This window comes from Lysobacter korlensis (genome assembly GCF_042434515.1).
The window spans coordinates 294,043-312,915 of the sequence record NZ_JBHLTG010000001.1 but is presented as its reverse complement, the minus strand read 5'-3'; the positions used below and the strand labels follow the sequence as shown (position 1 = coordinate 312,915).

Below are 18,873 nucleotides of genomic sequence, written 5' to 3'. Positions count from 1 at the left end.
TGCCTTGATCGACGAATTTGACGCGCAAACAGCGCGGCCCTAAGCAGCGCACGTCCCTCGGTCGAAGACGTGCCGCTGCCACGCGGCGGCGAGGCAGGCCAAGCTCCCGGTCCGCGGCTGCGTGCGGCCCTTCGACAGGCCTGCGGTCGGTAGTCCGATCGCCGAGCGTCACGCGCCAACAGCAAGGCGCGTCCCTCGGTCGGCGTCTTAGCGTTCCCGGGCAGCGGCGCGGCAAGTCAAACTCTCCGATCCCGGCGTCCGTGTGTGGCCCTTTGACAGCCGGCAGACCGGCTTATCGCTTATCGCTTGTCGCTTGTCGCTTATCGCTTGTCGCTTGTCGCTTGTCGCTTGTCGCTTGTCGCTTGTCGCTTGTCGCTTGTCGCTTGTCGCTTGTCGATTGTCGGTTGTCGGTTGTCGGTTGTCGGTCGTCGGTCGTCGGTCATCCTGATCGACGCGCGCGGCGCGACCAGCGCGGCGCCGCACGAGGCGCGACCAGCGTTTTCGCGCCACGACACCGGGCTCAGGCAGCGGCCGGCATTCGGCACACAAAGAAGCCGTTGACCGTCAGCCGGCCCTGGCGCGGGTCGGCCGACAGCCGCAGTGGCGAATCGATCTGGCCGGCGTGGAACACCGTGCCGTCGTAGGCGATCAGCCGGTTGTAGCGCGCGGGCACCGCGAGCACGCGGTCGAACCACTCCGACGGGCCCGGGTAACCGGCCCCGATGCCGTGGCGAGCCGTAAACGCATCGCCGTCGAGCTGCGCCGAATCGCGCAGCAGGCCGATCATCTCCGCCGGCGGCCGGAGCGGCCGGTAGAACGCCGTGCCTCCAAGCGCCGGGTCGTCGAAGAGATACAACACGCTCGCGAACGCACGTTGGCCGGGCTCGAGCGCGAGCCGGTCCACGTGCGGAATGCGCTGCGTCGGTGCCAGCGTGTGCGGCGCACGCGCCACCAGCGAGAACCGTGCGTGCATGCGCACGGTCCGGCGCGCACCAAGCCGGTTGCGCAGATGCGCATCGAAGAAGGTGGCGAGCGCATTGGATAACGTCGTAGGCAGTGCACGTTCCGGACCAGGAAACGCGTTGTGCGCGGCCTCGCGGAACGCGCCGGCCTCAGCCGCTGCTTGCTCGATCCACGCTTGTGGATCCAGCAGCGCATCGTCGATCACCCAGCACGCCTGACGCGGCGTGATCGGCAAACACTCGATGCGCGGGCTCGGGTTGAACATGGCGGCGGGTCCTGCGGGTGAGGGCGTAGATGCGTAAATGCGTGAGTGCGTGAGTGCGTGAGTGCGTGAGTGCGTGAGTGCGCGAGCAGGATGGTCGCGCGGATCGTAGCGATTGTCCCGCGCAGGTGGCTGTCCCTACCGGAATCGCCGTTGGCGCTGGTGCGAACTTGGGCGCGCTGGTGCAGGTGCAGATGCGGGGCAGGTGCGAGTGCCGAGGCCGAGGCTGGTGCTGGTGCTGGTGCTGGTGCTGGTGCTGGTGCTGGTGCTGGTGTTGGTATCGGTATCGGTGTCGATGTCGATGTCGATGTCGATGTCGGCACGGCACGGCACGGCACGGCACGGCACGGCACCAGGTTCGAGTCAGTGTTTGTGTTCGTGTCGATACCGGAATCGAAGACCTCCCGGCCCACCCGCGCGCCCAACCTGCAACAAACACCGCGCTCCTGACGATCGACGTCCCCCGCGCACGCCAACGCAGCTACCCGCAGCCGCTGAAGCCACTCAAGCCACCCAGACCCGGAGGGCGCTCGACAGGACGTCGAGCGTTTTTCGAAGCGACAGGGATGTCGCTTCGAAAAATCCCGGTGCCACATCGCCAATCGCCGAAGATTTTGACCTCACGAGGAAAGGCCGTTTCTTTTGGTTACTTTTCTTTGGGCCAGCAAAGAAAAGTAACTCGCCGTCAGGCGAAAGCTTCCGCTCCCATCCCCCACGCTCGAATCACGATCACAACCAACCTCCTCCCACCCGAGCAAAAATCACCGCCCCAACGCGCGAAACCGCACCGCCTGCCCCCCACCCGGCGCCAACCGCACCGTCAACGTATCCCCACTCGTCACCCGCCGAGTCTCGCGCACAAACTCGAACGGCGCGCTCTGCCAATCCGCGCGATCACCATCGCGATACACCTGCGCCTCATACACCCGCCCCGGCTCCAGGAAGGCAAGCGGCAGCTCGAACACGCGCCCGTGCTCATCGGTGACGCTGCCCAGATACCAGTCCGCACTCGCGCGGTCCTTACGCGCAATCGTCACGTAATCGCCAATCGACGCGTTGAGTACGCGCGTGTCCTCCCAGTCCACCGGCACGTCCTTGATGAACGCGAATGCATCCATCCGCGCCTCGTAATGCTCGGGCAGGTCGGCCGCCATCTGGATCGGGCTGTACAGCACCACATAGTTCGCCAGCTGCTTGGCCAGCGTGCTCTGGATCTTCTGCCCGTTGCGACCCTTGAGGCTGACCACACCCGGCGTGAAATCCATCGGGCCCGACAGCAGCCGGGTGAACACGAGGTCGACCTCGTGCCGCGGCGGGTTCGGCGGATTACCCCAGGCGTTGTATTCCATGCCGCGCGCGCCTTCGCGTGCGAGCCAGTTCGGATAGGTGCGGCGCAGCCCGGTGTCCTTGATCGGCTCGTGCGCGTTGACCGCGATGCGGTGCCTGGCCGCTTCCTGCACGACGTTGAGGTGGTGGCGGCTCATCCACTGCCCGTCATGCCATTCGCGCACCACGGGCCCGTCGGGTGCCTCCTGCCGCTCGATCTGCCCGGCGTCGCAGACGTAACCGGTCTTGACCGAATCCACACCATGCCGCGCATACAGCTCGAACGCGGGCGTGAGCTGGCGCTCGTAGTGGCTGACCGCGCAGCCGGTCTCATGGTGGCCGACCAGGTGCACGCCTTTTCGCTTCGCATACGCGCCGAGCTGCTCGATGTCGAAAGCCGGTGTGGCCCGGGTGAAGTCGAAGTCCCAGCCGTTGCCGAACCACTGCCCATCCCAGCCCGGGTTCCAGCCTTCGACGAGCACGCCGCGAAAGCCGTGTTTTGCGGCGAAATCGATATAGCGCTTGACGTTCGCGGTCGTCGCGCCGTGCTTCTTGCCCGTCGCCCAGCTTTCAGTGTCCAGGTGCAGCGACCACCACACACCGACGTACTTGCTCGGTTTGACCCAGCTCACGTCGCCGAGCGTGTTCGGCTCGTTGAGGTTCAAAATCAGGCTCGATTCGACGAGCGCGCCGGCCCGGTCACTGATCTGCAGCGTGCGCCACGGCGTGTGGAACGGCGCTTGGCGGCGCACCTTCCAACCGTCCGCCGACGGCGCGAGCTGCGCGCGCAGCCGCTGGCCTTCGATGCGCTGCAGCCACATGCTCGAGTAATCGACGAGCGCGGCTTCGTGGAACGAGACGTGCAGCCCGCCTTCGGTGCGGATCGTGATCGGCGTATGCGCGCGTCCGACCTCACGCAGCGGCGTTTCGTTGTAGAGGTATTCGTAGCGGTTCCACTCGCCGGCCGGGATCCACCACGCGGTCGCTGCTTGCGCGACATCGAACTCGGTGAGCTCGTCATCGATGATCACGTCGGTGAGCTGGGGTTGCTCCGGAAACTCGTAGCGAAAGCCCAGCCCGTCGTCGTAGACGCGGAACACGACATCGATCGCACGCTTGTTGTTGATCGTCTCGGTCAGCCGCGCACGCAACTCGTTGTAGCGATTGCGCACGACGCGGCGCTCGCCCCAGGGCTGCTCCCAGGTGTCGTCGACGCTGCGCGTGGCCTGCGATGTCAGCGCAAGGTTGCGCTCGATCTTCTCGGCATTGCGCAGTTGGAAGCCCAGCCGCGAGGTGTTGATGACCGGCTCGCCGAGCCGGGTCACGCGGTAACCGAGCCGGCCTTCGAACAGGTCCAGTTCGACACGCAGCACCTTGTCCGGCGATTCCACGCTCGCGACGGTTTCGGCATGCGTCGCAAACGCGGCGAAGCTCAGGGCGAACAGAATCAACAGGCGCATCGGGTGTCCTCGTCAACTTGGAAAGCCGCCACCGCACAGCACGGCGGCGGCCGGTTGGTGCGGAAGTGCTTACTCGATCACGTACACGACAGCGGTCCGCGGCGGCACGCTGAAGCGACCGCTTCTGGAGTCGAAACGGGCCTGCTCGCGCGGGCGGGCGTCGGCCGCATTGGCATCGCGCTGCACCGGATGCAACACGTATCGCTTGCCGGCCTCGCTGGGCAGCACCAGCGATTGCGGCTCGGGCGAAACATTGATCAGGTACAGCAGCTGCGAAAAGCGCGCGCCAGGCAGACCTTGACCATCCAGGTGGCCCGCAATCACGACCGGGTTCTGTTCGGGACCCGTGTTCGCAAAGCGCAGCCGCTGCTGCACATCCTGCGTACTCGTCAGCCGCAGCAGCGGCGTGCTCGCGCGGATGCGCAGCCAGTCGCGGAACGCATCGCGCGTCCATTCGATCTCGCGTTTCGTCGGCTTGATCGATGCATCGCGCAGCACCGGTGCGAGCAGCGGCCAGTCCTTCTCGCCTTCCTCGGCCTTCGGCAGGCCGGCGGCGAAGCCGTTGTCGCGGTAGGTCCAGTCGAGCCGGTTGAACCAGTCGCCTGAGTCAAAGCTGTTGCGATCCAGCGACTTGCTGCGCAGCACGTCCTGCCCGGCATGGAAATACGCCATGCCCTGGCTCAGCGCGACGAACGCCGCGCCGAGCGCCTGCACGCGCGCGCGCTCCTCGCGGCTGGTGCCTTCGGGCAGGCGCGGCGCGTTGAGGTCGAACAGGGTCAGGTTGTCGTGGTTTTCGGTGTAGTTCACGACTTCGCCGGGCTGGCTCGCGTAGCCGGCCGGCTGACCCTTGTAGTCGAGTTTGGACAGCGGCGCGGTGCGGCCGTCGGCGAACGTGGTTTCGTAATCGGCCAGTGTGCCGGCAAGCCCCGCGCGCGCGAGGTCGGCCGCGTGCAACAGGTCGCTGCGCGGACGCTTGGGATCGGCATGGACGTTCGGTGCGTAGACCAGTCCGTTGAGATAGCCCTGCTGGCTCAGCAGATCCTTGCCGCTGTCGCAGCAGCCCCCGCCGCGCAGCGCGTCACGTGCGCGGTCGCTGAACGTTCCGATGCCGGTGCCGCCGAGCGAGTTCTGCGAAGCCTGCACGAAGCGCGCCCCGTCCATGACCTCGCCGAAGTTCCAACCTTCACCGATCAGCGGAATCTCGCGGTCGTTCTCGCGCTGCAGCCGCGCCTGGATCGCCTCCATCGCGCTGCGTGGCTGGTGGCCCATCAGATCGAAGCGGTAGGAATCGATGCCGTACTGCCGCGTCCACAGCGCGATCGAATCCTCCATAAGCCGGGCCATCATCGCGTGCTCGGTCGCGGTGTTGTCGCAGCAGGTCGAGCGCTCGACCGTGCCGTTTGCATCGAGCCGGTGGTAATAGCCCGGCACGATGCGGTCGAGCACCGAACTCGCGTTCTGGCCGGACGTGGTCGTGTGGTTGTAGACCACGTCCATCCCGACGCGCAGCCCGGCGGCGTGCAACGCCATCACCATCTGCCGGAATTCGCGGATGCGCGCGGCGCCGTCGGCCGCGTCGCTCGCATAGCTGCCTTCGGGCGCGTTGAAGTGGTACGGGTCGTAGCCCCAGTTGAAGCAGTCGCGCGCGGCGACGGCGGACACGGCCGCCTGTTGCGCGGGGCTGTCGGGCGCGGCGTTCGGGATCTGCGGCGTCACGCAGCCGGCCTCGGGCACGGTCGCGATGTCGAACACCGGCAACAGGTGGATGTCGGTGAGCCCGGCCTCGCGCAGGCCGCTCAGATGCCGCATGCCGTTCGAGTCCGTGTCGGCGAACGCGAGGTACTTGCCGCGGTGTTCGGCCGGCACGGTTTCATCGCCGATCGAGAAATCGCGTACGTGCAGCTCGTAGACCGCCATGTCGGTCAGCGACTTCGGCGCATCGGGGCGCGCGTGGCCGCGCCAGCCCGGCGGCGCAAGTGCGGGATCGTCGAGGTCGGCGATGTAGCTGCGGGTCGAGTCGGTGGTGAGGCTCACCGAGTACGGATCGGTCACGTGGTTGCGCACGAGCCCCGTGCCGGGCACGAACACGTCGACGAGGTAGGTGTAGTACGCGCCGCGCAGGTCGCCCGGCAGCGTGGCCGACCAGACGCCGGTGGCCGCGTCGCGTCGCAGCGGTACGGCGTTCGCGGCGGGCGCGGCGCCGGTGTCGTACACGCACAGCGCGACGCTGCGGGCGGTCGGCGCCCAGACGCCGAACCGGGCCGATTGATCATCGACGCGCAGCCCGAGGTCGGCCTGACGGGCGCCGGTGTACACGTCATCGAGCAGGCCCGGCCACTGCAGCCCGGTCGCGTCGAGCACGTGTCCGCGCGCGTCCTCGTGCACGAGCAGCCACTGGCCGGCGGTATGGCTTGCGACGGTCGCGGCGGCCCGCGCATCGAGCGCGAGCGTGGCGCCGGGCGCGACGAACTTGAACCGCTCGGCGACGTCGGGCGGCAGCGACCCGGCCTGCGACGGCGTCAGTGCGATGTCGGCGCCGAGCACGCGCTGGCCGGGCTCGGCGACCAGCCGGCCGTCGGCCGAGAACACGAGGCGATAGCGCCCGTCGGCCGGCTTGCCGGGCCAGCGCATCCGCTCGCGGTCGAGCCAGTAGGCGCGCGCGTCGGTGCCGGTGCGCGCGGCGGGCACCAGCGTGCGTGCGCGCTCGGTTGCGTTGCAATCGGCGGCGGTGGCGGCGGGCGTGGCCTGCGCGCGGACCGGGCTCGCCGCGAGGCAGGCCAGAAGTGCGACGCCGAGCGGACTGAATACGTATCCAGCGACGCGCGCCCGCGACGCACGCCGCATCACCGACGCAGAATGGGCCGCCACGGTGGCGCTCGCGCACGCGTGGGTCTTCTGGGAATGGGAGTCAGGCATGTCGGTTGGGGATCGCATCACGCAAGTCGTCATCGTTGGCGGCGGCACCGCGGGCTGGATGGCCGCCGCGGCACTGTCGAAGGTGTTGAACCGGGACTACTCGATCCGGCTCGTGGAATCGGAGGAGATCGGCACCGTCGGCGTTGGCGAGGCGACGATTCCGATGATCAAGCTGTTCAACCAGGCACTCGAACTGGACGAGGCGCAGTTCGTCCGCGAGACGCAGGGCTCGTTCAAGCTCGGCATCGAGTTCGTGAACTGGGGCCAGGTCGGCGACAGCTACGTTCACGGCTTCGGCAAGATCGGCCAGGACCTCGGGCTGGTGCCGTTCCACCAGTACTGGCTGAAGATGCACGCCGCCGGCAAGGCCGCGCCGCTCGACGATTACTCGATCACCACGTTCGCGAGCCGGCACAACAAGTTCATGCGCGCGGTCACCGACCGGCCGAACTCGCCGCTCGCCGACATCGCCTACGCGTACCACTTCGATGCCGGCCTGTACGCGCGCTTCCTGCGCCGCTACGCCGAGGCGCGTGGCGTGGAGCGCATCGAAGGCAAGGTCGTCGACGTTTCGCTGCGTGGCAGCGATGGCTTCGTCGAGGCGGTCACGCTCGACGGCGGCCGCCGCATCGAGGGCCAGCTGTTCATCGACTGCTCCGGTTTCCGCGGGCTGCTGATCGAGCAGGCGCTCAAGACCGGCTACATCGACTGGACCCACTGGCTGCCGTGCGACCGCGCCGTCGCGGTGCCGTGCACGCACGGCGGGCCGATCACGCCGTACACGCGCTCGACCGCGCGCGAGGCCGGCTGGCAGTGGCGCATTCCGCTGCAGCATCGGGTCGGCAACGGGCATGTGTTCGCCAGCCGCTTCATCAGCGAGGACGAGGCGACCGCAACACTGATGCGCAACCTCGAGGGCGAAGCGCTCGCCGAGCCACGCATGCTGCGCTTTGTCACCGGCAAGCGCCGCAAGTTCTGGAACAAGAACGTCGTGGCGATCGGCCTGTCGAGCGGATTCATGGAGCCGCTGGAATCGACCAGCATCCATCTGATCCAGTCCGCGATCGCGCGGCTGACCGCGTTCTTCCCGTCGGCCGGCTTCGACCAGCACGACATCGACGAATTCAACCTGCACTCGGACGTCGAGTTCGATGCGATCCGCGATTTTCTGATCGTGCATTACCACGCGACCGAACGCAGCGACACGCCGTTCTGGGACTACTGCCGCACGATGGACGTGCCCGAGTCGGTGACCCGTCGCATGGAGCTGTTCCGCAGCAACGGCCGCGTGTTCCGCAACGGCAACGAGCTGTTCGCTGAGCCGAGCTGGGTGCAGGTGCTGCACGGCCAGCGCGTGATCCCGCGCGGTTACCACGCGCTCGTGGACCTGTACTCCGAAGAGAAGATCAGCGAGTACCTGGAGAACATCCGCGGCGTGATCGGCAACTGCGTGCAAGCGATGCCGACGCACGAGGCGTTCATTGCGCGCCACTGCGCGGCGGCGCCGGGCTGAAGCCCGCGCCGCGCGCTCAGGCCAGTTCGGCAAACAGCGCGCCACGGGCCGGCAGTTGCAGGCGGGCGCCGTCGCAACCGCCCGGGACCATGCCGGGCGCCGCGATCGGCGAGACGGCCGCGTCGATCGCCAGCGCACATTCCACCGGCGCTGCCGACAGGTTGAACGCGGCGAGCACGCGCCGGCCGTCATGTTCGCGTACGAATGCGAGCACCGGCTCGGGCGTGTCGAGGAAACGGATCGAACCGAGCACGAGCGCCGGCTGCTCGCGCCGCCAGCGCAGGAACGCACGCACCGCGTTGAGCACTGAATCCGGATCGTTCTCCTGCTTGGCGACGCTGCGCGGGTGATGCGCATCGGCGACCGGCAGCCACGGCTCGCCTTCGGTGAAGCCGGCCTGCTCGCCGCCGTCCCACGGCATCGGCGTGCGGCAGCCGTCGCGGCCCTTGAAGTTCGGCCAGAACGCGATGCCGTAGGGGTCCTGCAACAGCTCGTACGGCACCTCGGCCTCGGTGAGACCCAGCTCCTCGCCCTGGTACAGGCAGACCGAGCCGCGCAGCGAGCACACCAGCGCGACCAGCTGGCGCGCAAGCGCGTCGTCCGCATCGCCGTCGCCGGTGGCCGCGCTCCAGCGCGTGACCGCGCGACGCACGTCGTGGTTGCTGATCGCCCAGCAGGGCCAGCCATCGACCATCTGCGCTTCCAGCCGCTCGACGGTCTCGCGCACGTACGCCGCGGTGCAGTCGTCGGTCAGCAGTTCGAAGCTGTAGCCCATGTGCAGGCGGCTGGGCATCACGTACTCGGCCATCGTCGCGAGCGAATCCTCGGACGAGATCTCGCCGAGCGCGGCGACATCCGGATAGCGATCGAGCAACTGCCGGATCTGCTCGAGGAACGGCAGGTTCTCGGGCTGGGTGTTGTTGTAGTGGTGGTACTGGAACGCGTAGGGGTTGTCGGCGGAGAAGCCGCGCCCGGTGCGAAGTTCCTCCGGCTTGGGCGGGTTGTCGCGCAGCTGCGCGTCGTGGAAGCAGAAGTTGATCGCATCAAGGCGGAAGCCGTCGACGCCACGGTCGAGCCAGAACTTCACGTTGTCGAGCTGCGCCTGCTGCACGGCCGGGCTATGGAAGTTCAGGTCCGGCTGGCTGGCGAGGAAGTTGTGCAAAAAGTACTGGCAGCGCCGCGGCTCCCACTGCCAGGCCACGCCGCCGAAGATCGACAGCCAGTTGTTCGGCGGCGTGCCATCGGGTTTCGCATCGGCCCAGACATACCAGTCGGCCTTGTTGCCCTCGCGGCTCTCGCGGCTTTGCTTGAACCACTCGTGCTCGATCGAAGTGTGGCTCAGCACCTGGTCGATCATGACCTTGAGCCCAAGCGAGTGCGCTTTCTCGAGCAGCCGGTCGAAGTCAGCCAGCGTGCCGAACATCGGATCGACCGCGCGGTAGTCGGCGATGTCGTAGCCGAAATCCGCCATTGGTGACTTGAAGAACGGCGAGATCCAGATCGCATCGACGCCGAGGCTGGCGACGTAGTCGAGCTTCTCGACGATGCCCGGCAGATCGCCGATGCCATCGCCATTGGTGTCGAGGAAGCTGCGCGGGTAGATCTGATAGATCACCGCACCGCGCCACCATGACTGCGCTTTCGACATCGACCGTTCCATTTCCTTTTTTCAGAGGCGCACTATTCCATGCGCGCGCCGGTGACGAGCCGATCCGCAGCCACGCTCGGGGTTGAATACGTTTGCATCGCGCGATGGTGCGGTGCGATCGCTGACTAGCATCGGTTACGGTCGGGGCCCAACAGGCGTCCCGTCTACGCCTGCCCCGCCGTTTGGACATTTCATGAATCAAAAGCCGCAGTTGTCGTTCTGGCAGATCTGGAACATGTGTTTCGGATTCCTCGGCATCCAGTTCGGGTTCGCCCTGCAGAACGCGAATGTCAGCCGCATCTTCCAGACGCTCGGCGCGGAGATGGACGCGATTCCGGTGCTGTGGATCGCCGCGCCGCTGACCGGCCTGATCGTGCAACCGATCGTCGGCTACATGTCCGACCGCACCTGGACGCGGCTCGGCCGGCGTCGTCCGTATTTCCTGATCGGCGCCGTGCTCGCGACGCTCGCGCTGCTGGCGATGCCGAACTCGCCGACACTGTGGATCGCCGCCGGCCTGCTGTGGGTGCTCGACGCGTCGATCAATATCTCGATGGAGCCGTTCCGCGCGTTTGTCGGCGACCAGCTGCCGGTCAAGCAGCGCGCGACCGGCTATGCGATGCAGAGCTTTTTCATCGGCATCGGCTCGGTGATCGCAAGCCTGTTGCCATTCGCACTCGCGAAGTTCGGCGTCGGCAACACCGCAGGCCCCGGTGAAGTACCCGACACGGTGCGCTGGGCGTTCTATTTCGGCGCGGCGGTGCTGTTGCTGTCGATCCTGTGGACGGTGCTGCGCACGCGCGAATATCCGCCAGAGCAGCTGCGCGCCTACGACGAAGCGCCGCCGCTCGCGCGTCGTCCGGCGGACCCATCGCGGCTTCGCATGCAGGGGCTGGTGTGGCTTGCGATCGGTGTCGCCGGGCTCGTCGCGGTGGCCGCGTTCGGACTCGACAAGCAGCTCTACATCCTCGGGGGCGGCATCGCGGCGTATGGCCTGGCGCTGCTGGCACTGGGCTTCATCCGCGGCGATAGCGCATTCGCGAGCATCATGACCGACCTGCACGACATGCCGCTGGTGATGCGCAAACTCGCGGTCGTGCAGTTCTTCTCGTGGTTCGCCCTGTTTGCGATGTGGATCTACACGACCGCCGCAGTCACCTCGGTGCACTTCGGCAGTTCCGACACCGCCTCGGCCGCGTACAACGAAGGCGCGAACTGGGTCGGCGTGCTGTTCGCCGCCTACAACGGCTTCGCGGCGCTCGCCGCGGTGATCATCCCGCGCATGGTCAAGCGCTGGGGCCTGCGCGTGAGCCACCTCGTCAACACCGTGCTCGGCGGCCTTGGGCTGCTGTCGTTTTTGTTCATCCGCGATCCGATGTGGCTGCTGCTGTCGATGGTCGGGGTCGGCTTCGCGTGGGCATCGATCCTGTCGCTGCCGTATGCGCTGCTCAGCGATGCAGTACCGGCGCAGAAGATGGGCGTGTACATGGGCATCTTCAATTTCTTCATCGTGATCCCGCAGCTGGTTGCCGCCAGCCTGCTGGGCTTCATTCTCAAGAGCCTGCTCGGCAACGAGCCGATTCAGGCGCTCGCAATCGGTGGCGTGAGCATGATCATCTCGGGATTGTTCGTACTGCGCGTGCGCGAGCCGGTGTACGCACCGCGCGGTGGTGCAGCAGCCGTGGGAGCAGGCTCGTGAGGCCGGGCCCCGCGCGCGGCGCGCTGACCGCGGGACTGCTCGCTGCACTCGCACTCGGCAGCGGCTGCGCGAGCACGCCCGCGATGTCGGCTGCCGAGCCTGCAGCGCTCGAGGCGAACGCAGCCGAGCCCCAAGCGGTGGCAAGCTATATCGGCACCACCGAGCCGTTCGCATCGGATGCGGTGTATTTCGTCGTCACCGACCGCTTCGTCAACGGCGATCCCTCCAATGACCAACGCGAGCAGGGCGGCGCGAATCGTACGTTCGACCGTCCGGTGCCCGGCGCACCGAAGGGCCGCAGTGCAAACATCGGCTACCTCGGCGGCGACTTCAAAGGCATCCTCGACAACGCCCACTACATCGCCGACATGGGCTTCGGCGCGCTGTGGCTGACCCCGATCGTCGACAACCCGGATGAAGCATTCACCGGCGGTGACGCGGTCAAGTGGGGCGGCATGCACACCGACCGCGGCAAGACCGGCTACCACGGCTACTGGGGCGTGAACTTCTACGAGCTCGACGAGCATCTGCCAAGCCCGGGCCTGGATTTCCGCGCACTGACCGCCGGGCTCAAGCAGCGCGGCCTGAAGACCGTGCTCGATATCGTCGCCAACCATGGCTCGCCCGCGTACACGATGCCGGCCGACCAGCCGAAGTTCGGCGAGATCTACGGGGCGGACGGCCAGCTGCTGGCCGATCACCAGAACCTGCATCCGTCCAAGCTCGATCCGAAGAACAACCCGCTGCACCGCTGGTACAACACCGGCGGCGGGCTCGCGCAGCTGTCGGACATCGATTCCACGCGGCCCGAAGTGCTCGATTACTTCGTCGGCGCGTATTCGAAGTGGATCGACCAGGGCGCCGACGCGTTCCGCATCGACACGATCGGCTGGATGCCGCACGAATTCTGGAATGCGTTCTCCGCGCGCATCCGCGAAAAACGCCCGGGCTTTTTCATGTTCGCCGAAGCGTTCGACCACGACGCGGCGACGATCGCGCAGCACACGCTGCCGCGCAATGCGGGCGTGAGCGTGCTCGACTTCCCGCTCAAGGAGCGGCTGGTCGAAGTGTTCGGTGGCAAGGGCGCGGGCTACGAACGCGTCGCCGAGCGGCTGTACCTGACGGACGGCCCGTACGCGAACCCGTACGAGCTGATGACGTTCTACGACAACCACGACATGCCGCGCATCGATGCGAGCGACAAGGGCTTCATCGACGCACACAACTTCCTGTTCACCGCGCGTGGCATCCCGGTCATCTACTACGGCTCCGAAGTCGGCTTCGAGCGCGGCAGCGCCGAGCACGCCGGCAACCGCAACTACTTCGGCCAGCCGCGAGTCGACGCGGCGGTCGGCCACCCGATCCGCGAGTCGCTCAAGCGCATCGCCACGCTACGCGCGCAGACGCCGGCGCTGCAGCGCGGATTGCAGGTCAACCTCGAGTTCAAGGACGACCGCGCCGCGTTCTATCGCGTGCTGCAGGACGGCGCGACCCAGCAGGTCGCGCTCGTGCTGCTGAACAAGGGCGACGCACCGGCGCGCTTCGAAATCCGCAAGCACCTGCAGCCCGGAGCGTGGCGTGCGGCGCTTGCCGGTGGGAAGGTCGACGTGAGCGCGGACGGCGTGCTCGACGCCACGGTGCCGGCGCACGGCGTCGAAGTCTATGTGCTGGACGCTCCCGTCACCGACCCAACTCTGCGCGAGGCCCTCAACGACGCAATGCAGCGCGCGAGGCGCAGCGGCTGAGAAGTGCGGCGTCACGCCGCTTGGCGGTCAGCTGTCGACGTTAGCTGGGGGCAGATGCACGCGAGACGTCACGTTCTTGGGTGATCCGGCCGCGAGCGCTGGTTTTGGTACTGGTACTGGTACTGGTACTGGTACTGGTACTGGTACTGGTACTGGTACTGGTACTGGTACTGGTACTGGTACTGGTACTGGTACTGGTACTGGTATTGGTACTGGTGCCGTTGCCGTTGCCGTTGCCGTTGCCGTTGCCGTTGCCGTTGAGTCTTTGGCAATACCGCGCTCGTCGCCAGATCCGGCGCCACAGCTCGCAGGCGCCACCGTCGCCGACTAGCGCTCGCCGTACACGCCGTCGGACCTCACGTTGCCCGCAGCACAAGCGCCGTGGCTATCGCGTTGCCGTTGCCGTCGCACCCGCTTTCCAACCGCCGAAGCAACCGTAGACCCGAAGGGCGCTCGACACGACGTCGAGCGTTTTTCGAAGGAACATGGATGTTCTTTCGAAAAATCCCGGTGCAGCGTCCGACCGCGCCGAAGATTTTGACCTCACGGGAAAGGCGCTTTCTTTTGGTTACTTTTCTTTGAGCCAGCAAAGAAAAGTGACTCGCCTTCAGGCGAAAGCTGTTGCCTGTAGCGTCGCGTCCAACCTCTGGCGCAAGGAAAACGAGCACGCCCAACCCGACCAAGCAAGCCCACCCCGCGCCAACCGCGTGCTGATGGCGAACGCGGCCAGCCCGACGCCCAATCCCGGCCGGACTACTGCCCCGCCCCGCACGACCGCCGCACCACCAACGTCACCGGCAACAACGTGCTCTCCGCCGGCTCACCGCGCACCTGCCGCAGCAACGTCTCGACCAGCAGCTCACCCGCCCGCGTCGTGTCCTGCGCCACCGTCGTCAGCGGCGGCCGCGTGAAGCGCGCCATCGGAATATCGTCAAAGCCGACCACGCTCACGTCCGCAGGCACCTGCAGCCCCGCTTCGGCCAGCGCCCGCATCGCCCCGACCGCAATCAGGTCGCTCGCCGCAAACACCGCATCGAACCCCTGCCCGCGCGCAAGCAACGTACGCGCCGCCGCATCACCGGCCTCTTCCGAGCTTTCCGCATCGACCTGCAGCGCCGGGTCCATGGCCAGCCCGGCCGCCTGCAGCGCTGCATCGCAGCCGCGGTAGCGCTCGAAAAATTCCGGGTAATGGCTCGATGCATCGCCGAGGAACGCGATGCGCCGCCGGCCGAGCGCGAGCAGATGCTCGCCGACCAGCCGGCCACCGGCGTGGTTGTCGCAGCCGATCGAAACGCCGGGCTGGCCGGGCATCACCGCGCCCCAGCGCACGAAGCGCGTGCCCTGCTCGACCAGCGACTGCAGCTTGTCGCGGTACTCGAGGTAGTCGCCGTAGCCGAGCAGGATCATCCCATCGGCCTTCATGCTGTCCTCGTAATCGGCATGCCAGTCGTCGGACAGCTGCTGGAACGAGACCAGCAGGTCCTGGCCGTGGCGCGCGCAGGCACGCGTGATCGAGCCGAGCATCGCGTGGAAGAACGGGTTGATGTGCGACTCGTCCGCGGTCGGGTCTTCGAACAGCAAAAGCGCGAGCGTCGCCGAGCGCTGCGTGCGCAGGCTCGACGCGTGCCGGTCGACCTTGTAGTTGAGCTCGCGCGCGACCGCCTCGACCCGCTTGCGGGTCTCGGCATTGACCAGCGGACTGCCGCTGAGGACGCGCGACACCGTCGCCTGCGAGACGCCTGCACGGTGCGCAATGTCGATCGAAGTGGCCTTGGTCTTGCGGCGCATGGGTCGAAACTCGAGCGAAGGGGGCAGTCTACTGCGAGCCAGCGCCGCAGACCGGACGTTGACGCAACCATAACAACGCCCCACTGGCGCTGAACTGGACTGTTAAAAATTCAGTTTGGATTCGGCCCAGCTGCGAATACTGCACCTCACCCGCCGCGATAACTTTCTATTAACACGCGGCCAAAACGGAGTGCTCGCCATGAAGTCCATGAAGTCCCTGCTCGCCCTTGCCCTGTTCGCTTCGGTGCCGTTCGCAGCTTCGGCCGCCGAGGGCCTGTCCTACACCTACGCCGAAGGCGGCTACGTCCGCACCGATACCGATTTCGGCGATGCCGAAGGCTTCGGCGGCAACGGCTCGATCGCGATTGCGCCGAACTTCCACCTGTTCGGTGGTTTCAGTGGCCAGGAAACCGACGACTTCACGGTCGGCGGCGTGCGTAACGACGGCTTCGACATCGACCTGTGGCGCGCCGGCGTTGGCTACAACCACCAGATCGCCCCGAATGCCGACCTGCTGACCCGCGTTGCCTACGAGCGCGCCGACGTGGCCGGTGAGAACTTCGACGGCTACAGCGTCGAGGCAGGCGTCCGCGGCGCGCTTGCGCCGAACTTTGAAGGCTATGCGCTGGCCGGGTGGGAAGACGGCGACGATTTCGACGGTGACTTCTACGGTCGCGTCGGCGCGCACGTGAAGTTCAGCCCGATGTGGGGCGTGTCCGGCGACGTCAAGTTCGCCAGCGGCGACACCCAGATGTTTGTCGGCCCGCGCATCACGTTCTGATCGCCGGACGCGGCGGCTGCGCCGCCAGACCCGCAAGAGCCCGGCTTCGGCCGGGCTTTTTCTTGTACCTGCCTGCGTGGGCGGCGGTCAGCACAGCGGGTCGCGTGGGTACTCGGCCTTCTGTTCGCGCGCGAGCAACTGGCGCAGCCCGTCAGCTGGGGTCAGCCGGCCATGCAGCACCGCCTGCACCGCACTCGCGATCGGCAGCTCGACCCCAAAGCGGTCGGCCAGACGCATCACTTCATCGGCGGTCTGCACCGACTCGACGACCTGGCCGATCTGCGCGACGGCCTCGTCGATCGACTGGCCGCGGCCGAGTGCGAGGCCAAGGCGGCGGTTGCGCGACAGGTCGCCGGTGCAGGTCAGCACCAGGTCGCCGAGCCCGGCCAGGCCCATCAGCGTTTCCGAACGGCCGCCGATCGCATGGTTGAGCCGCATCATTTCGTTGAGCCCGCGGGTGATGAGCCCGGCGCGTGCATTAAGGCCGAGCTGCATGCCATCGGCGACGCCGGTCGCCACCGCGAGCACGTTCTTCATCGCGCCGCCTAGCTCGGCGCCGCGCATGTCGTCACCGGTGTAGGCACGGAACGCCGGGCCGTGCAGCGCCGCCGCAACGCGATGCGCGTGCGCCGCGTCGTCGGAATGCACGGTCAGCGCGGTCGGCAGGCCGGCCGCGACTTCCTTCGCGAACGACGGGCCGGTCACGACCGCGAGCGGCACGTCGTCACCAAGCACCTCGGCCGCGACCTCGTGCAGGAAGCGGCCGCTGCCGGGCTCGAAGCCCTTCGTCGCCCAGGCCACGCCCGCGCCGGCTGGCCGGTGCGGGGCCAGTGCATGCAGGGTCTCGGCAAACGCGTGCGAGGGCACGACCACGAGCACGAGCTCGGCCCCGGCCAGTGCTTCGGCCAGGTCGCCGGTCGCGCGCAGCGTCGGCGGCAGTTCGAGCCCCGGCAGGTAGCGCGGGTTTTCGTGGTCGCGATCGATCGCCGCGACGATCTCGCGGTTGCGGCCCCAGAGCACGACCGGGTGGCCGTGCCGGGCGATCAGTGCAGCGAGTGCGGTGCCCCAGGACCCGGCGCCGAGCACCGCGACCGCGGGCTTCGGCGCGGCATTAGGCTCCACGTGGCGCAGGACTCAGGCGGTGCCGCCGGTCTCGGCGCCGGCCAGGCCGCCTTCCTGCTGCATCTGGGCCGCGCGCTGGCGCAGGCCTTCGGCGTACAGGGCATCGAAGTTGATCGGCTGCAGGAAGAACGGCGGGAAGCCACCGGCCTGGATCAGCTCGCTGATCAGCTGGCGTGCGTACGGATACAGCACGTTCGGGCAGTGGGTGCCGAGCATCGCGTCGAGCGTCTGCGCATCGAAGCCGGACAGACCGAACACGCCGGCCTGCTTCACCTCGACCAGGTACATCGGCTTTTCGTTCGCGCTGCAGGTCAGGGTGATGCCGAGCACGACCTCGTAGGCGCTGTCGTTCAGACGCTGCACGCTCTGGTTGAGGTTCATCTGCAGCTGCGGCTGCGCGGCTTCGTTGAACACCGCCGGCGCGCCGGGGACTTCGAACGACACGTCCTTGACGTAGAGCTTTTCGACCGTGAACGCGGGGCCGTTGTTCTCGGCGGCATCGGTCGCGGCGGACGCGCCGCCCAGGGTTTCGTCGGTCATCGTGGAGCTCCAGCAGGCAGAAAGTGGGCGATTATGGCACGCGTGTGCGCGGGCTCCGGAAGCCTGCGCCGGCGTCGGAATGGGGGCGTGGAACCCCGGCCGCAAGGCCGGGCGGGCGCGGTCAGGCGCGGCCCTTGATCAGCGGCAGGTCGGCCTGCTGCCAGGCCATGATGCCGCCGTCGAGCCAGTAGACCTGCTCGAAGCCGGCCTTCTTCAGGCGCTTGGCGGCATCGGCCGAGCCCTGGCCGGTGCGGCAGACCACGACCACCGGCAGCGATTTCGCATTCGCCAGCAGCTTGCTTTCAGGGTCGAACTGGCTGGGCTGCACGGAGCGGCTGCCGGCGATGTGGCCCTTTTCGAACTCCTTCGTCGCCGACAGGTCGATCACCAGCGCGTTCTCGCGGTTGATCAGCGAGGTCAGCTCGGCCGGGCGCAGCGCCTTGTAACCGCGGAACAGCCGCGTGATCTCGGTGTAGATCAGGGCGATCGTCAGGCCGACCAGCGCGATCGACAGGTAAGGGTGGCGGCCGGCAAAGGCCAGCAGTTCGTCGGGCGTCACGGGATCACGCGGAGGGCGGAAGGCCGGCGATTGTGGCGCACGCGCCCGGGCGGCGCAAAAGCGCGGCTACTGCCCGGCCCACAGGTCCGGCAGGCCGCTGGTCAGCCACCAGGTCTTGCGCTCGGCGTCCCAGCCCCAGTTCTCGCGGTAGCGCACCGTGCGCTCGGCCTGGGTATGCCGGTTGATCACGCCGATGTCGACCTCGCGCGCCGCGGTGCCGGCTTCGAGATCACGCGTTTCGCCGACGTCGCGGTAGGCGGAGATCTGCACCTGCTTGTAGCGTTCGAGCTCGAGCGCGCTCGGCGGGTTGGTCTTCAGCCGCTCCGGGTCGATCAGCGTCACCGCGCCGTCGATGTCGCCCCAGCGGATCGCCGCCGACCACGCGTACTGGTTGCGGTCGAGCGCATCGCGCTGGGTGGTGTTCATCGTCGTCGCGCAGCCGGCCAGGGCGAGCAGCGGCAACAGCAGCGCGGATCGCGCAGGTCGGGGCATGCGGACGGGCATCGGCGGGTCGCGTCGGGGGCCAGCGGCCATGCTAGCCCGGTTTACCG

General features: G+C 67.4%; 15 protein-coding genes. 4 read left to right on the top strand and 11 right to left on the bottom strand.

Annotation, left to right across the window (positions count from 1 at the left end):
• Positions 1-520: 520 nt before the first annotated feature.
• From ACFFGH_RS01370 to ACFFGH_RS01360, 3 genes are all read right to left on the bottom strand, one after another.
• On the bottom strand, positions 521-1,228 hold the full coding sequence (locus ACFFGH_RS01370) for a DUF6445 family protein (protein ID WP_386664172.1): 708 nt from the start codon (positions 1,226-1,228) through the stop codon (positions 521-523).
• A gap of 758 nt (positions 1,229-1,986) precedes the next feature.
• Positions 1,987-4,011: a glycoside hydrolase family 97 protein gene (locus tag ACFFGH_RS01365; protein WP_386664170.1), complete on the bottom strand. Its 2,025-nt coding sequence runs from the start codon at positions 4,009-4,011 to the stop codon at positions 1,987-1,989.
• A 69-nt stretch (positions 4,012-4,080) separates the two neighbouring features.
• A complete protein-coding gene (locus ACFFGH_RS01360; protein ID WP_386664169.1) occupies positions 4,081-6,927 on the bottom strand; it encodes an alpha-1,6-glucosidase domain-containing protein in 2,847 nt (948 codons plus the stop codon).
• On the opposite strand from ACFFGH_RS01360, the gene ACFFGH_RS01355 reads away from it, so the two are divergent.
• A complete protein-coding gene (locus tag ACFFGH_RS01355) occupies positions 6,926-8,440 on the top strand; it encodes a tryptophan halogenase family protein (protein WP_386664167.1) in 1,515 nt (504 codons plus the stop codon). The two genes, ACFFGH_RS01360 and ACFFGH_RS01355, sit on opposite strands and share 2 nt — an antisense overlap.
• 16 nt (positions 8,441-8,456) lie before the next feature.
• Here ACFFGH_RS01355 and ACFFGH_RS01350 read toward each other — a convergent pair whose 3' ends face one another.
• On the bottom strand, positions 8,457-10,088 hold the full coding sequence (locus tag ACFFGH_RS01350) for an alpha-glucosidase family protein (protein ID WP_386664165.1): 1,632 nt from the start codon (positions 10,086-10,088) through the stop codon (positions 8,457-8,459).
• 193 nt (positions 10,089-10,281) lie between these two features.
• On the opposite strand from ACFFGH_RS01350, the gene ACFFGH_RS01345 reads away from it, so the two are divergent.
• Together ACFFGH_RS01345 and ACFFGH_RS01340 are read left to right on the top strand one after the other, a co-directional pair.
• Complete coding sequence (locus ACFFGH_RS01345; protein ID WP_386664164.1) at positions 10,282-11,787, top strand: MFS transporter; 1,506 nt, start codon at positions 10,282-10,284, stop codon at positions 11,785-11,787.
• Positions 11,788-11,870: 83 nt separating this feature from the next.
• Positions 11,871-13,532: an alpha-amylase family glycosyl hydrolase gene (locus ACFFGH_RS01340; protein ID WP_386667281.1), complete on the top strand. Its 1,662-nt coding sequence runs from the start codon at positions 11,871-11,873 to the stop codon at positions 13,530-13,532.
• Positions 13,533-13,600: 68 nt separating this feature from the next.
• On the opposite strand, the gene ACFFGH_RS01335 is transcribed toward ACFFGH_RS01340, so the two are convergent.
• The 3 genes from ACFFGH_RS01335 to ACFFGH_RS01325 form a co-directional block, all read right to left on the bottom strand.
• Positions 13,601-13,804 carry a hypothetical protein gene (locus ACFFGH_RS01335; protein WP_386664163.1) on the bottom strand — a complete coding sequence of 68 codons (204 nt, stop codon included), beginning with the start codon at positions 13,802-13,804 and terminating at the stop codon, positions 13,601-13,603.
• Positions 13,805-13,888: 84 nt separating this feature from the next.
• Entirely contained in the window at positions 13,889-14,200 is a 312-nt protein-coding gene (locus ACFFGH_RS01330; RefSeq protein ID WP_386664161.1) for a hypothetical protein, read from the bottom strand.
• A gap of 85 nt (positions 14,201-14,285) precedes the next feature.
• Entirely contained in the window at positions 14,286-15,320 is a 1,035-nt protein-coding gene (locus ACFFGH_RS01325; RefSeq protein WP_386667279.1) for a LacI family DNA-binding transcriptional regulator, read from the bottom strand.
• Positions 15,321-15,528: 208 nt separating this feature from the next.
• On the opposite strand from ACFFGH_RS01325, the gene ACFFGH_RS01320 reads away from it, so the two are divergent.
• Positions 15,529-16,101, top strand: a complete 573-nt coding sequence (locus ACFFGH_RS01320) for a diffusible signal factor-reguated Ax21 faimly protein (RefSeq protein WP_386667277.1) — start codon at positions 15,529-15,531, stop codon at positions 16,099-16,101.
• 87 nt (positions 16,102-16,188) lie between these two features.
• Here the strand turns inward: ACFFGH_RS01320 and ACFFGH_RS01315 are convergent, their stop codons facing one another.
• From ACFFGH_RS01315 to ACFFGH_RS01300, 4 genes are all read right to left on the bottom strand, one after another.
• A complete protein-coding gene (locus ACFFGH_RS01315) occupies positions 16,189-17,223 on the bottom strand; it encodes an NAD(P)H-dependent glycerol-3-phosphate dehydrogenase (protein WP_386664160.1) in 1,035 nt (344 codons plus the stop codon).
• Between the two features lie 12 nt (positions 17,224-17,235).
• Positions 17,236-17,763 carry a protein-export chaperone SecB gene (gene secB, locus ACFFGH_RS01310; RefSeq protein ID WP_386664158.1) on the bottom strand — a complete coding sequence of 176 codons (528 nt, stop codon included), beginning with the start codon at positions 17,761-17,763 and terminating at the stop codon, positions 17,236-17,238.
• Positions 17,764-17,884: 121 nt separating this feature from the next.
• The gene (locus ACFFGH_RS01305) at positions 17,885-18,322 is read right to left on the bottom strand and encodes a rhodanese-like domain-containing protein (protein ID WP_386664157.1); all 438 of its coding nucleotides are present in this window, start codon (positions 18,320-18,322) and stop codon (positions 17,885-17,887) included.
• A 66-nt stretch (positions 18,323-18,388) separates the two neighbouring features.
• Positions 18,389-18,814: a hypothetical protein gene (locus ACFFGH_RS01300; RefSeq protein WP_386664156.1), complete on the bottom strand. Its 426-nt coding sequence runs from the start codon at positions 18,812-18,814 to the stop codon at positions 18,389-18,391.
• Positions 18,815-18,873: the final 59 nt, after the last annotated feature.

Excerpts from the sequence above, each read along its gene's own strand:
- ACFFGH_RS01355 (WP_386664167.1), top strand. The coding sequence starts at position 6,926 with ATGTCGGTTGGGGATCGCATCACGCAAGTCGTCATCGTTGGCGGCGGC.
- secB (WP_386664158.1), bottom strand. The coding sequence starts at position 17,763 with ATGACCGACGAAACCCTGGGCGGCGCGTCCGCCGCGACCGATGCCGCC.
- ACFFGH_RS01325 (WP_386667279.1), bottom strand. The coding sequence starts at position 15,320 with ATGCGCCGCAAGACCAAGGCCACTTCGATCGACATTGCGCACCGTGCA.
- ACFFGH_RS01300 (WP_386664156.1), bottom strand. The coding sequence starts at position 18,814 with ATGCCCCGACCTGCGCGATCCGCGCTGCTGTTGCCGCTGCTCGCCCTG.
- ACFFGH_RS01350 (WP_386664165.1), bottom strand. The coding sequence starts at position 10,088 with ATGTCGAAAGCGCAGTCATGGTGGCGCGGTGCGGTGATCTATCAGATC.
- ACFFGH_RS01320 (WP_386667277.1), top strand. The coding sequence starts at position 15,529 with ATGAAGTCCCTGCTCGCCCTTGCCCTGTTCGCTTCGGTGCCGTTCGCA.
- ACFFGH_RS01345 (WP_386664164.1), top strand. The coding sequence starts at position 10,282 with ATGAATCAAAAGCCGCAGTTGTCGTTCTGGCAGATCTGGAACATGTGT.
- ACFFGH_RS01360 (WP_386664169.1), bottom strand. The coding sequence starts at position 6,927 with ATGCCTGACTCCCATTCCCAGAAGACCCACGCGTGCGCGAGCGCCACC.
- ACFFGH_RS01370 (WP_386664172.1), bottom strand. The coding sequence starts at position 1,228 with ATGTTCAACCCGAGCCCGCGCATCGAGTGTTTGCCGATCACGCCGCGT.
- ACFFGH_RS01365 (WP_386664170.1), bottom strand. The coding sequence starts at position 4,011 with ATGCGCCTGTTGATTCTGTTCGCCCTGAGCTTCGCCGCGTTTGCGACG.
- ACFFGH_RS01340 (WP_386667281.1), top strand. The coding sequence starts at position 11,871 with ATGTCGGCTGCCGAGCCTGCAGCGCTCGAGGCGAACGCAGCCGAGCCC.